General features: G+C 68.9%; 11 protein-coding genes. 7 read left to right on the forward strand and 4 right to left on the reverse strand.

The genetic code is table 11. The annotated features are described in order from the left end of the window. Positions 1 to 108: 108 nt before the first annotated feature. Positions 109 to 1,866 (reverse strand): proline--tRNA ligase, encoded by a 1,758-nt coding sequence (locus tag KO481_RS33080; RefSeq protein ID WP_215922422.1) that lies wholly within the window; start codon positions 1,864 to 1,866, stop codon positions 109 to 111. 290 nt (positions 1,867 to 2,156) lie between these two features. On the opposite strand from KO481_RS33080, the gene yaaA reads away from it, so the two are divergent. The 5 genes from yaaA to KO481_RS33105 all read left to right on the forward strand — a co-directional run bounded on the left by yaaA (position 2,157) and on the right by KO481_RS33105 (position 8,243). Continuing rightward, a complete protein-coding gene (gene yaaA, locus KO481_RS33085) occupies positions 2,157 to 2,900 on the forward strand; it encodes a peroxide stress protein YaaA (RefSeq protein ID WP_215922423.1) in 744 nt (247 codons plus the stop codon). Positions 2,901 to 3,124: 224 nt separating this feature from the next. Continuing rightward, positions 3,125 to 5,092 (forward strand): three-helix bundle dimerization domain-containing protein, encoded by a 1,968-nt coding sequence (locus KO481_RS33090; protein WP_215922424.1) that lies wholly within the window; start codon positions 3,125 to 3,127, stop codon positions 5,090 to 5,092. Positions 5,093 to 5,349: 257 nt separating this feature from the next. After that, the gene (locus tag KO481_RS33095) at positions 5,350 to 6,501 is read left to right on the forward strand and encodes an aminotransferase class I/II-fold pyridoxal phosphate-dependent enzyme (RefSeq protein ID WP_215922425.1); all 1,152 of its coding nucleotides are present in this window, start codon (positions 5,350 to 5,352) and stop codon (positions 6,499 to 6,501) included. Between the two features lie 170 nt (positions 6,502 to 6,671). Continuing rightward, positions 6,672 to 7,403 carry a DUF7873 family protein gene (locus tag KO481_RS33100; RefSeq protein ID WP_215922426.1) on the forward strand — a complete coding sequence of 244 codons (732 nt, stop codon included), beginning with the start codon at positions 6,672 to 6,674 and terminating at the stop codon, positions 7,401 to 7,403. A gap of 465 nt (positions 7,404 to 7,868) precedes the next feature. After that, positions 7,869 to 8,243, forward strand: a complete 375-nt coding sequence (locus tag KO481_RS33105) for an ankyrin repeat domain-containing protein (RefSeq protein ID WP_215922584.1) — start codon at positions 7,869 to 7,871, stop codon at positions 8,241 to 8,243. A gap of 6 nt (positions 8,244 to 8,249) precedes the next feature. Here KO481_RS33105 and KO481_RS33110 read toward each other — a convergent pair whose 3' ends face one another. Then, a complete protein-coding gene (locus KO481_RS33110; protein WP_215922427.1) occupies positions 8,250 to 8,699 on the reverse strand; it encodes a nucleoside deaminase in 450 nt (149 codons plus the stop codon). Between the two features lie 172 nt (positions 8,700 to 8,871). On the opposite strand from KO481_RS33110, the gene KO481_RS33115 reads away from it, so the two are divergent. Next, entirely contained in the window at positions 8,872 to 9,792 is a 921-nt protein-coding gene (locus KO481_RS33115) for an SMP-30/gluconolactonase/LRE family protein (protein WP_215922428.1), read from the forward strand. 52 nt (positions 9,793 to 9,844) lie between these two features. Here the strand turns inward: KO481_RS33115 and KO481_RS33120 are convergent, their stop codons facing one another. Together KO481_RS33120 and KO481_RS33125 are read right to left on the reverse strand one after the other, a co-directional pair. After that, positions 9,845 to 10,066 carry a hypothetical protein gene (locus tag KO481_RS33120; RefSeq protein WP_215922429.1) on the reverse strand — a complete coding sequence of 74 codons (222 nt, stop codon included), beginning with the start codon at positions 10,064 to 10,066 and terminating at the stop codon, positions 9,845 to 9,847. Positions 10,067 to 10,245: 179 nt separating this feature from the next. Next, the gene (locus KO481_RS33125; protein ID WP_215922430.1) at positions 10,246 to 11,403 is read right to left on the reverse strand and encodes an epoxide hydrolase family protein; all 1,158 of its coding nucleotides are present in this window, start codon (positions 11,401 to 11,403) and stop codon (positions 10,246 to 10,248) included. Between the two features lie 61 nt (positions 11,404 to 11,464). Here KO481_RS33125 and KO481_RS33130 point away from each other — a divergent pair, with 61 nt between their 5' ends. After that, the gene (locus KO481_RS33130) at positions 11,465 to 12,427 is read left to right on the forward strand and encodes a helix-turn-helix transcriptional regulator (protein ID WP_215922431.1); all 963 of its coding nucleotides are present in this window, start codon (positions 11,465 to 11,467) and stop codon (positions 12,425 to 12,427) included. Positions 12,428 to 12,539 lie beyond the last annotated feature (112 nt).

A 12,539-nucleotide genomic window follows, 5' to 3' on the forward strand; every position in this document is an offset into this window, starting at 1 on the left:
GCGTGTGCCAGGGTCAGTGCGACCCTGTGCCGACACCCGCGCCAGCGCCGCCACCGGCGCCGACGTTGAGGCTCAGGAGGCTCAGAAGCTGCCGCCGCGGCGACCGGGTCAGCCGCGCACCTTGGCTAGCACCGCGGCAACCGCACCGTCGGCCGGAATCTCCTCGCTCGTCCCCGCGAACCGATCCCGCACCTCGACCTTGCCCTCGGCCCAGCCGCGGCCCACGACCAGCACCACCGGCATGCCGAGCAGTTCGGCGTCCTTGAACTTCACCCCCGGCGAGGCGGTGCGGTCGTCCAGCAGGACCTCGATGCCCTGGGAATCCAGTTGCGCGGCAACCTGTTCCGCACCCGCGCGGGCGCCCTCATCCTTGTTGGCGATCACGACGTGCACGTCGAACGGCGCAACCTCGCGCGGCCAGCGCAGGCCCTTGTCGTCGTGCATCTGCTCGGCCACCACCGCGACCATGCGCGAGACGCCGACGCCGTAGGAGCCCATGATCAGGCGCACGGGCTTGCCGTTCTCGCCGAGCACGTCCACCTCGAAGGCGTCGGTGTACTTGTAGCCGAGCTGGAAGATGTGGCCGATCTCGATGCCGCGCGCGGCCACGAGCACCCCCTGCCCGTCCGGCGAGGGATCGCCGTCGCGGACCTCGGCGGCCTCGATGGTGCCGTCGGGGGTGAAATCGCGCCCGGCGACCAGGCCGACGACATGCTTGCCGGGGGCGTCGGCACCGGTGATCCAGGAGGTGCCGGTGACCACGCGGGGGTCGACCAGGTAGCGAACGCCGTTCTCCTGCAGACCCTTCGGGCCGATGTAGCCCTTCACCAGGAACGGGTTGGCCTTGAAGTCGTCCTCGTCGAGCAGTTCGACCTCGGCCGGCTCGACCGAGGCGCCCAGGCGCTTGTCGTCGACCTCGCGGTCACCGGGCACGCCGATGCCGAGGATCTCGGTCTTGCCGTCGGGGTGGCGCAGCTTGACCATGACGTTCTTCAGCGTGTCCGCGGCGGTCACGGGACGGCCGAACTGCTCGGCGATCCCGGCGGCGTTCGCCCAGTCGACCAGGGTGGCGATCGTCGGCGTGCTCGGCGTCTCATGCACCTGCGCCTGCGCCAGGCCCTCGATCGGAAGCTCCGGCGGCGCGGGCGTGACCACGGCCTCGACATTCGCGGCGTAGCCGGACTCGCGGCAGGTCACGTAGGTGTCCTCACCGACGGGGCTGTCGGCCAGGAACTCCTCCGACGCGCTGCCGCCCATCGCGCCCGAGGTGGCCGCGACGATCACATACGACACGCCGAGCCGGTCGAAGATGCGCTTGTAGGCGTCGCGGTGGGCGGCGTAGCTGGCCTTCAGCCCGGCCTCGTCCAGGTCGAAGGAGTACGAGTCCTTCATGACGAATTCGCGCCCGCGCAGAATGCCCGCGCGGGGACGCTCCTCGTCGCGATACTTGGTCTGGATCTGGTACAGCGTGACCGGCAGATCCTTGTAGGAGTTGTATTCGCCCTTCACCGTCAGCGCGAACAGTTCCTCGTGCGTGGGTCCGAGCAGGTAGTCGGCCTTCTTGCGGTCCTGCAGCCGGAACAGCGCGTCACCGTATTCGGTCCACCGGTTGGTGGTCTCGTACGGCTCGCGCGGCAGCAGCGCGGGCAGCGAGATCTCCTGGGCGCCGATGCCGTTCATCTCCTGGCGCACCACCTCCTCGACCCGGCGCAGCACCCGCAGGCCCAGCGGCAGCCAGGAGTACACACCCGGCGCGATCCGGCGGACGTATCCGGCACGGACGAGAAGCTTGTGGCTGGGCACCTCGGCGTCGGCGGGGTCGTCGCGCAGGGTACGCAGGAACAGGTGGGAAAGGCGGGTGATCACGGATGCACAGAGTAGCCCGTGCCGCCGCGGCGCTGATACGCGCGCCACCGTCTGCGCGCCGCAGGGTTCGCGCGGCGGTACCGTCTGCGCGCCGCGAGGTTCGCGCGGCCGCGCCATCTGCGCGCCGCGAGGTTCGCGCGGCGGTGCCATCTGCGCGCCGCGAGGTTCGCGCGGCCGCGCCATCTGCGCGCCGCGAGGTTCGCGCGGCGGTGCCATCTGCGCGCCGTGGGGCTCGCGCGGCGGTACCGTCGGCGCGCCGCGGGGCTTGCGCGCCGGTACCGTATCCGCTCGTGCTGGTGATCCTTCCTCCCTCCGAAACCAAGTCCGACGGCGGCGATCTCGGTCCGCTCGACCTGGACGCGCTGTCGTTGCCGCAGCTCAGCGTGGTGCGCGACAAGCTGGTCACCGCGCTGATCGACCTGGCCGGCGATCCGGAGGCCTCGCGCGCCGCACTGAGCCTGGGCAAGGGGGCCGATGCGGAGATCGCCCGCAATGCCGCGCTGCGCACCGCGCCCACCCGCCCCGCGCTCGAGCGGTACACCGGGGTGCTCTACGACGCCCTCGATGCCGCATCGTTCACCGCGGCCCAGCGCGCGAAGGCGCAGGCCCGCCTCGCGATCGGCTCCGCGCTGTTCGGGGTGGTGCGGGCGACCGACCCGATCCCGGCCTACCGCCTCTCGGGCGGGTCGAAGCTGCCGGGCTGCTCGACGCTGGCCGCGCTGTGGAAGCCGGTGCTCGCGCCCGCGCTGCGCGAGGAGACCGCCGGGCAGCTGACCGTGGATCTGCGCTCGGGCACCTACGCACAGCTGGGCCGGATCCCGGGGGCGGTCACCGCGACCGTGCTGACCGAGCGTCCCGACGGCTCCCGGACCGTGGTCAGCCACTTCAACAAGCACCACAAGGGTCTGCTGGCGCGGGCGCTGGTGTGCAGCCGCGCCGAACCCACCGATATCGCGGCGCTGGCGCGGATCGCCGAGAAGGCGGGCCTGCGGGTGGAAATCGCCTCCTCCACCGAACTGCTCGTGCTGACGTAATAGCCGGAAGGTCGCCCGGGTAAATTGCCGGTTGCCTGTAATTGAACGGAAATTGGCGCTGCGGCAACGATTTTCGCGAATCACGATAGCGTGCAGGCATTTCCGCAGAGAATGGCACGGAACATATTGCCGCGCTTGGGACAGCCGGGCATTGTGCCGTAAGGTCTGCCACACGCACCGGAATATGCCGCGCGTCCATTCCCTGTGATGTCGAGGAGCTCGGCGTGGGTATCGATGCCCAACGTGAAGACATGGCCGAACGCGAGGACAAAGCCCTGCGCGAGCTGACCGATCAACTGATCGGCGATTACGCGGAAACGCATTCCGCGCAGCGGGTCCGGGCGGCCATCGACAGGGCGCTGCACCGCTTCAACGGCCGCACGATACGCGATTTCGTGCCAATTCTGGTGGAGCGCATCGTCCGCCACGAGCTGGGCGGGGGGCCCGCGGTGGGTATCGCCGAGATCGAGGCCACCCTGGGCACCAGCGAGCCGATCACAATCGAACCGGAGACGACCGAACCCGATACAGCCGAGCAGCACAGCACCGATCCCGGCACCGCCGGCCCTGCCGGCGCCGAAACCGGAACGGCCACTTCGGGCAGCGGAACTCCCGAGGCGCTCGACCCTGACGCAACGGCCCGTATCACTCCGGATCCCGACAAGTCCGGCACCACCGCGGCCGATCCCGGCGCGACAGTCCCGGGCGAGACAGGTGCGAGTGTGACGGCACCGGATATGACGACACCGGAACCGGCAGCCGCGGTCGAGACAGATCCGGGCACCACGGATCCGAGCGTAACAACGTCCGGCGCAACAACATCGGGCGTTGCCGCTACCGACCCGAGTGCCACAGCCCCCGACACATCAGCATCGAGTGCCGCAGCATCAGGCGCAACTAAGCCGAGCGAAACAACGTCGGGCACAACGGATCCGAGTGCGACGACGACTGGCGCGACGACACCGGACGCGACAGTATCCGGTGTCGCGGCCTCAAATGCGACCGCTTCCGATCCGGGCAACCGGCGTCCCACCGAACCGGCACCGACGAACGCCGCGGCCAAATTCCTGTCCGGCGCAAAGGCTCTCGTCGGTCCGCCGCTCACCGGCGGCAAGATCTTTGTTGCCGCGCTGGTGGCGATCGTCATCATCCTACTGTTCTCGATCCCGCACGGCACCGGTGGATCGCACCAAACCGGCACCGCCACAGCGGCTTCCGTGACGACCGTGCACGGGGTAGTCGGATCGGAGAAGATTCCGTACTTCAACGATCCGAAGGTGGTCGCGGCGCTGGCGAAGCACGGGCTCGAGGTGCACGTGCAGGCCGCCGGTTCGCGGCAGATCGCCACCTCGCTGGATCTGAGCAAGGACGACTTCGCTTTTCCCTCCAGCGCCCCGGCGGCGGAGCGGCTGCTGCGCGATCACCATCTGACCGCGAAGTACACGCCGTTCTCCTCGCCGATGGCGATCGCGACCTACAAGCCGATCGCGGACCTGCTGACCGCGGCGGGCGTGGTGCGGCCGGGCCCGGTGCCGACCCTGGACATGAACCGCTACATGGACCTGGTGAACAGCGGCACGCAGTGGAATCAGCTGCCCGGCAACACCACCTACCCGGTGTCGAAGAACATTCTGGTCTCCACCACCGACCCGCGGACATCGAACTCGGCGGATATGTACGTGGCGATCGCCAGCTACGTCGCCAATGACGACACGATCGTGCGCGGGCAGACCGCCGAGGACAACGCGGTGCAGAAGGTGGCGAAACTCTTCGTCGGCCAAGGCTTTTCGGACAACACCAGCCAGGGTCCGTTCGACGAGTACCTCTCCGCGGGCATGGGCCCCACCCCGCTGGTGCTCATCTACGAGGCCCAGTTCGTCGATGCCGCGGTGCACGGGAAGACAACGCCCGACATGGAGCTGATGTACCCGTCGCCGACGATCCTGTCCCAGCACACCCTGGTTCCGCTCGACGACGCGGGTGACCGGCTGGGCCGGCTGCTGTCCACCGACCCGGACCTGCAGCGCCTGGCCGCCGAACACGGCTTCCGCACCGGCGATCCGGCTCAGTTCACCTCGGTGACCAGCGATCACCACATCCCGGTCGCCCCGCAGGTCGTCGACGTGGTCGATCCCCCGGCCTACGACACCCTCGAGTACCTGCTCAACGGTGTCGCGAAGGCATACAACTGAAACTGGCCTCTGATCGATGAAAGTCGATGGGCGACACAGTGATACGGCTGGTGATCCACGATCGCCGGCCGTATCGTGTTCGAGCCGATGCCCCCACAGGGCGGCGCTTCATCGCCTGGAAGCAGGTCGCAGCGCCGAACGTCAGAGTTTCGTCATCGCTTCCTGAGCCTTCTCGCCACCCAGGTGGGTAATGATCGTGACAGGCGGCGAGTACGACCCGAATCGGTGCCGCCCGCACGCATCGAAAGGGAGCGGAAGTGGTCACCGTCGCCGCACGGATCAGGGACCGGATCGAGCATTTCTATGCCGAACGCGCCACCGGCGCGCCGGGGACCAGGCCGTTTCTACACGGCCGCAGACCCACCGCAGCCGACGTGGTGCTCACCGGCAACGATTACCTGGCTCTGGCGGGCGACCGGGATATCGCCGCGGCGGCGGCCGCCGCGGCGCACAGTGACGCCGCCGCGCCCCAGCCCGGCCCGGATCAGAGCATGCTGGAGCGGCGGCTGGCTCGATACATGCACGCCGGCGCGGGCGTCGTGTGCCAGTCCGGCTGGGACGCGAATCTCGGTCTGCTGCAAGCCATTGCGGACCCACGGACGCAGGTCCACATCGATGCGAAGGCACACATGTCGCTGCGGCAGGGCGCCATTGCGGCCGGGGCGCCCATCCGCACCTTCCGGCACCACGACCCCGGGCACCTGCGCGCGCAGATCGCCACGCACGGTCCCGGCATCATCGCCGTCGACGCGATCTGCAGCACCAGCGGCAGCCACAGCCCGCTGCCCGAACTGTGCCGGGTCGCGGAGGACACCGGCAGCGTGCTGGTGGTCGACGAGTCCCATTCGCTGGGCATCGACGGCCCGCACGGGACGGGCACGGTCGTAGCGCTCGGCCTCACCGAACGGGTGGCCTTCCGCACCGCCAGCCTGGCGAAGGCCTTCGCCGGACGCGCCGGGTTCATCGCGGTGCACGACCCGGATTTCGTCGACTACTTCCGGTCGGCGTCGTACCCGGCGGTGTTCTCCTCGGCACTGCGGTACCCCGACATCGTCGGCCTGGCGGCGACCCTGGACGCCGTGCGCGCCGCGGACGACCGCCGCACGCGGGTGCACGAGGTATCGATCGCGGTGCGAAAGGCCATGGCGGATCTCGGATTCGACCTGTCGGGCTCGGACAGCCAGATCGTCGCCGTGCCGACCGGGCCCGAAACACACGCGCTGCGAGTGCGCGACATCCTCGAACGACACGGCGTCCTGGGCGCACCCTTCTGCGCACCGGCCACGCCATCGGATCGTACCCTGATCCGATTCTCCCTTCACGCCGCCCTCACCGATCGCGACGTGGACCGAATCCTGATGGCCTGCAACGAGATTCGATACAAGCTCGGAGCGGCACCGCCGAGCTGACGAATATTCGGATGCACACTCGCCCGCGGTCCCGTACCGTCGGTTCGGCGCTGGGGGCCAACGCTTCCCGGCTCAAACATCACTCGCGGGTCCACTTTGGAACCCATCTCGGGTGTGGCGGAACACTTTTCGGAATCGAAGCACGGAGACTGTGCGGGGAGGGAGGCATCATGGCGAAGCTCAATCAGATCATCGCGGTGGAGAAGGGCGTCAAGAGCGGAGCGCTGCGCGATCTGGCCGGGGTGCACGCCACCCTGCAGAAGCCCGCCCTGCTCGCGGGCATCTCCCGGACGTACCAGCCCAAGGACGAGGAGGGCGAGCAGCTGCCGCCGGAATCGACTCGCGTGCAGGTGAAGTCGGAGGATGTGCTGCGCCGCACCGCGGACACGCTGACCCGGCTGTTCGACGTGACCGCGACGAAGGACTGGGCGAACTGCGAGGCCCGGGCGGATGTGACCATCGACGGCCGCACGCTGCTGTCCGAAGCACCCGTCACGTACCTGCTGTTTCTCGAGAAGCAGCTGACCGATCTGCTCGCCTTCGTCAAGAAGCTGCCGGTGCTCGATGCCGCGGAGGCGTGGGTGTTCGACGACTCCTCGGACACGTGGCGCACCGATCCGGTGCGCACCATCCGCACCAAGAAGGTGCCGCGCAACCACGTCAAGGCCGAGGCCACCGAGAAGCACCCGGCGCAGGTCGAGGTGTACTACGAGGACATCGCGATCGGCTACTGGACGACCACCAAGTTCTCCGGCGCGCTGCCGGCCCGGCGCATCAACGAGCTGACCGACCGGATCGAAAAGCTGCGCCAGGCAGTACAATTCGCACGGGAAGAGGCCAATTCGACCGAGGTGGCCGATCACAAGGTCGGCGCGGCCCTGTTCGAATACCTGTTCCGCTGATCGAATCCGGGTTCCACCCGGATCCATGGAATTCCCCCGCCTGCACAGGGCGGGGGAAGCGCGAGGAGCGCGAAGCTCAAACTGAAGATGAACCTGATTCAGCGGTATCAGTGCGGGTTCGAATCCCGCCCCGGGCAGCCTTCGGCCCGGGTAGCCCAAGTGGTAGAGGCAGCCGCCGCAAGCTCAGACTCTCGCTCCAGATTGAGTATTCGCCGCCGAACCACAGGAGGCTGAGGAACGGGCGACCGCGACGAGGTGCCGGCTCGTATCCGGCTCTCCGCGCTCTCATGCGGAGATGGTCCAACGGTAGGACGCGTCGCAGACCAGCCTGATCCGTTCCCTCCCCCGCAACGTGGTGCGAAATGGGCGGCACGATGGAGCCCGGCGGGCGGCAAAACCGCCGGGCTCCCCTCGCAACCGCCATTCGCCGGCGGTGGTAGAAGTAGTTTCGTGGACACCGACGGGATGGATCCGGAACTGATCGAACTCGCGGGCCGGATCTTCGACACGGCCCGCACGGGTGATGCGGCCGCGTTGGCCGCGTACCTCGATGCCGGGGCGCCGGTGAATCTGACCAACGACCGGGGCGACACCCTGCTGATGCTGGCCGCGTACCACGGGCATCCGGACGCGGTCGCGGTGCTGCTGGATCGCGGCGCCGACCCCGACCGGGCCAACGACCGGGGCCAGACGCCCGCCGCCGGGGCGGTGTTCAAGGGCGAGGACGAGATCCTGCGCAAGCTGCTGGCCGCGGGCGCCGATCCAGACGCCGGAACCCCCTCCGCGCGGGATTCCGCCACCATGTTCGGCAAGACCGACCTGCTGAAACTGTTCGGCTGACACCCGCTACTCGGGGACGCCGATGTCCTCGAACCAGAGTTCGGGCCGCTCGGCGATGAACCTGGTCATCAGATCGACACAGCGTGGATCGTCCAGCACCGTGATCGATACGCCGTGCTCGGCGAGCCAGTCGTGGCCGCCGGTGAAGGTTCGCGACTCCCCGACGACCACCGCGCCGATCCCGAATTGCCGCACCAGCCCGCTGCAGTACCAGCACGGCGAGAGCGTGGTGACCATGATGGTGTCGCGATAGTCCCGCCGGCGCCCGGCGTTGCGGAACGCATCGATCTCCGCGTGCAGGCTCGGATCCCCGGACTGCACGCGCCGATTGCGCCCGCGACCCAGCAGCTTTCCGTCCGCGTCGAACAACGCCGCACCGATCGGGATGCCACCCTCCGACAGTCCGAGCCTGGCCTCCGCGAGGGCCGTGTCCAAGAGCCGCGCCGCGTCGATCATGAAATCCATCGTGCCCTACGCCGTCGGCGTCGTCCGCGACGCACATCATTCGGCCCGAACGGTACCGACGGGACCGCCTCGACGGTACGTTTCGGGTATGCCGCTACAGCCTCAGCGTTGGACACCGCCGCAGGCGCCCGCACGTGCCCGCGAACCTCATAGTGTGCCGCCGATGCCCGTGCCCCGGCTGCTGCCGCTGCCCGGGAGCAGTCCCGAGGATGTGGTGCTGGCCGCGGACGGCAGGCTCGTCACCGGGATCAGCGGCGGGCCGATCCTGGCCGTGCATCCCGCCGACGGCACGGTCGAGCAGATCGCGCACACCGGTGGGCGGCCGCTGGGCCTGCACGCGGAACCCGATGGCGCGCTGCTGATCTGCGATTCCGAGCGAGGCCTGCTCCGGCTGGACAAGCCGCACGGCGAGTTGGAGGTGCTCGTCGACGAGGTGGACGGCGAGCGCCTGAACTTCGCCAGCAACGTGGTCGCCGACACCGACGGCACGATCTATTTCTCGGCCTCCACCCGGCGGTACCCGTTCGAGCACTACATGGCCGATTTTTACGAGCATTCCGGCACCGGGCGCCTGCTGCGCCGCCTGCCCGACGGCCGGGTCGAAACCCTGTTGGACGGACTGCAATTCGCCAACGGGGTGGTGCTGGCGCCGGACCGCTCCTGTGTGCTGGTCGCCGAGACCGCCGGGTACCGGGTGGCCCGCTATCACCTGTCCGGCCCACGCGCCGGAACCAGCGACTACCTGGTGGAGAACCTGCCCGGATTCCCCGACAACATGGCCCTGGGCAGTGACGGCCTGTGCTGGGTCACCCTCGTCAGCCCGCGAAATCCCCTACTGGACAAGCTTCTTCCGCTACCGGGCATCCTGCGCCGGATCGCCTACGCGATCCCGGACGCGCTGCAGCCCAAGCCGATCCGCTCCGCATGGGTGCAGGCCTACTCGCTCGACGGCGCCCTCGTGCACGACCTGCAACGCGAACCCGACCACTACGCGATGGTCACGGGCGTCGTCGAACAGGACGGCACGCTCTACCTCGGCAGCCTGGTCGCGTCGGCCATCGCGGTGGTCGAGTTGCCCTCCTGAGCGCGGGCGGGCGGGTGCTCGGCGTCGCCTTCGGCGATGTCCAGCCGCGCACCTAGCCGCGCGGCGGCGCAAGGATGTGGACGGCTGCGTTCATCCGGCAGCGCAGGCACATCGCGTCACTGCTGCGATGCGTGTCGAGCATCCACCTGGAGCAACGATGGCAGTGGGTCGATTTCGGCGGGGCGGGAAGCTCGGACAGGCCCATGGCGAGCATGATGATGATCGTCGCCAGAAGTATCACTGCCAGGGAGAATGCCAGGGTGTCCAACACCATGAGGCCTCAGCTCCTCCGATAGTCACCAGCCTGTATCGCCTGTTGCACCCGATCAGCCGCCGCCTCGGCGCAGCTGGGGCTGGTCGACGCATCCGGTGCGAGCGCACCCTCCACGGTAGTCCCAACCAGCGAAAACTCCACTCAGGTGGCGAAATTTCCATACACAACTGCCCGAACCCTCATCGATCGAGGGAGCCGAAGAACTCGCGGATGTCGGTGACGAGTTCGGCCGGGGCCTGGAGAGCCGCGAAGTGGCCGCCGACCGGGTAGTCGTTCCAGCGGACGATGCGGTGGGCCTGCTCGGCCAGGCCGCGAACGGCGCGGTCGCCTTGGAAGTTGGCTACGGCGGTCGCGACGCCGGAGGGGGCGGGTTTGCTGCCCCAGGACGAGCCCGACTCGCGGTAGATCCGGGCCGCCGAGCCGGCGGTGCCGGTCAGCCAGAGGGTGGTGACGTCGGTCAGGATGGCGTCGCGGGCGATGGGCGTCTGCTCGGTGGCGGTTGGGTCCCAGTCGACGAACCATTCCAGGTTCCAGGCCAGCTGGCCTGCCGGGGAGTCGTTGAGCGAGTAGGCGATGGTCTGCGGGCGCAGGGCCATCTGGGTCGCGTAGCCGTTGTGCCCGAACCACCAGATCTGGTTCGCTGCGGCCTTGGCGCGGTCCGACTCCGACAGGACCGCCAGATCATGGCCGGACCCGCTCGGTGTCGCGGCGTCGGCGAGCGCGTTCAGGTGCACTCCGATCACGTTGTCCGGGGCGACTCGCCCCAGCGCACCGGAGATGAGGCTGCCGTAGTCGCCACCCTGGGCACCGTAGTGTCGATAGCCCAAGCGCCGCATCAGTTCCGCCCACGCCCGCGCGATCCGGGGCACGTCCCAGCCCGAGTCGAGGGTCGGGCCGGAGAACCCGAAGCCGGGCACCGACGGCGCCACCACGTGGAACGCGCGGGCCGGATCCGCGCCGTGCGCCCGCGGATCGGTCAGCGGGCCGATGATGTCCGAGAAGTCCGCCGGTGTGCTGGGCCAGCCGTGGGTCACGATCAGCGGAGTCGCGTCCGGCTCGGGTGAGCGCACGTGCAGAAAATGCAGGTGCTGCCCGTCGATTTCCGTGGTGAACTGCGGAACCTTGTTCAGCCGGGCCTCCTGTTCGCGCCAGTCGTAGCCGGTGCGCCAGTACTCGATCAGGTCGATCAGGTAGTCCCGATCGACGCCGTAGGACCAGCCGACGCCCGGCAATGCGTCGGGCAGGCGGGTGCGGGCCAGCCGGTCGTGGAGGTCGTCCAGGTCTGCCTGCGGAATGTCGATGCGGAAAGGCGTGATCGCGGAAGAGGTTTCGGTCATGAGACGATCTTCGACCGCATGTAGGACAGGATCGGTCCTACTGGTGCGAGATGATCGAGACATGCCGGATACCACCCCCGCCCGCCTGCTGCGCCTACTGTCGCTGCTGCAGATGCATCGCGCCTGGACCGGAACCGAACTGGCCGAGCGGCTCGCTGTCACCACTCGCACGGTCCGCCGCGACGTGGATCGGTTGCGCGCGTTGGGATATCCGGTGCACGCGATGATGGGACCGGTCGGCGGATATCGTCTCGGCGCGGGCGCGGCCCTGCCCCCATTGCTGCTCGACGACGACGAGGCAGTAGCCGTCACCCTCGGCCTGCAGGCCAATACGACCAGCACGGTCGCCGGGATCGAGGACGCATCCGTGCGCGCGCTGACCAAGGTCGAGCAGGTGCTGCCGGCTCGGCTGCGCCACCGCGTCGACATGCTGCGCGGGGCGGTGGTCACCATGTCGCCTCGGCACGACCCGGCCCCGGCCGTCGACGCCGGCACGCTGACCGCGATTTCCGCCGCCATCCGCGTCGCGGAGACTCTGCGCTTCGACTACACCAGCCATACCGGCGAGCAGGCCCGCCGCGCGGTCGAACCACACCGCATCGCGCACTGGGGCGACCGGTGGTACCTCGTCGGCTGGGACACCGGCCGCGCCGACTGGCGTACCTTCCGCATCGACCGAATATCGTTGCGAACCCCCAACGGTCCGCGCTTCACCCCGCGCTCCTCCCCGGACGGGGACGTCGCCGCGTACCTGCGCCGCACCCTGGGCTTCGCCATGTGGCCGTACCGCTGCATCATCCGCGTCCACGCCCCCGCCGAGGCGCTCACCGGCCGCGCCCAGGGCATCGTCACGCCCATCGACGAACACACCTGCCGCCTCGAAATGGCAACGGACTCCTACGCATTGGCCGCGCTGGCAATCGGCATACTCGACCTCGACTTCGATGTCGAATCGCCTCCGGAGTTGTCGACTCATCTCCGGGCGCTCGCGGCCCGGTTCACCCGCGCAACCGGTGCACACTAGCGGCGGAAACCAGGCGTTGGCCGCAACGGAACCCCCGGTGAGCCGCTCGGACTCGGTCCACAGTGGGGAGCGGGCGGACTTGTCCCGCGCGCGCCGCTGCTCATCGTGGCGA

It is taken from the genome of Nocardia albiluteola (assembly GCF_018860155.1).
GTDB lineage: Bacteria > Actinomycetota > Actinomycetes > Mycobacteriales > Mycobacteriaceae > Nocardia > Nocardia albiluteola.

Excerpts from the sequence above, each read along its gene's own strand:
- KO481_RS33100 (WP_215922426.1), top strand. The coding sequence starts at position 6,672 with ATGGCGAAGCTCAATCAGATCATCGCGGTGGAGAAGGGCGTCAAGAGC.
- KO481_RS33105 (WP_215922584.1), top strand. The coding sequence starts at position 7,869 with ATGGATCCGGAACTGATCGAACTCGCGGGCCGGATCTTCGACACGGCC.
- KO481_RS33110 (WP_215922427.1), bottom strand. The coding sequence starts at position 8,699 with ATGATCGACGCGGCGCGGCTCTTGGACACGGCCCTCGCGGAGGCCAGG.
- KO481_RS33115 (WP_215922428.1), top strand. The coding sequence starts at position 8,872 with ATGCCCGTGCCCCGGCTGCTGCCGCTGCCCGGGAGCAGTCCCGAGGAT.
- KO481_RS33120 (WP_215922429.1), bottom strand. The coding sequence starts at position 10,066 with ATGGTGTTGGACACCCTGGCATTCTCCCTGGCAGTGATACTTCTGGCG.
- KO481_RS33125 (WP_215922430.1), bottom strand. The coding sequence starts at position 11,403 with ATGACCGAAACCTCTTCCGCGATCACGCCTTTCCGCATCGACATTCCG.
- KO481_RS33130 (WP_215922431.1), top strand. The coding sequence starts at position 11,465 with ATGCCGGATACCACCCCCGCCCGCCTGCTGCGCCTACTGTCGCTGCTG.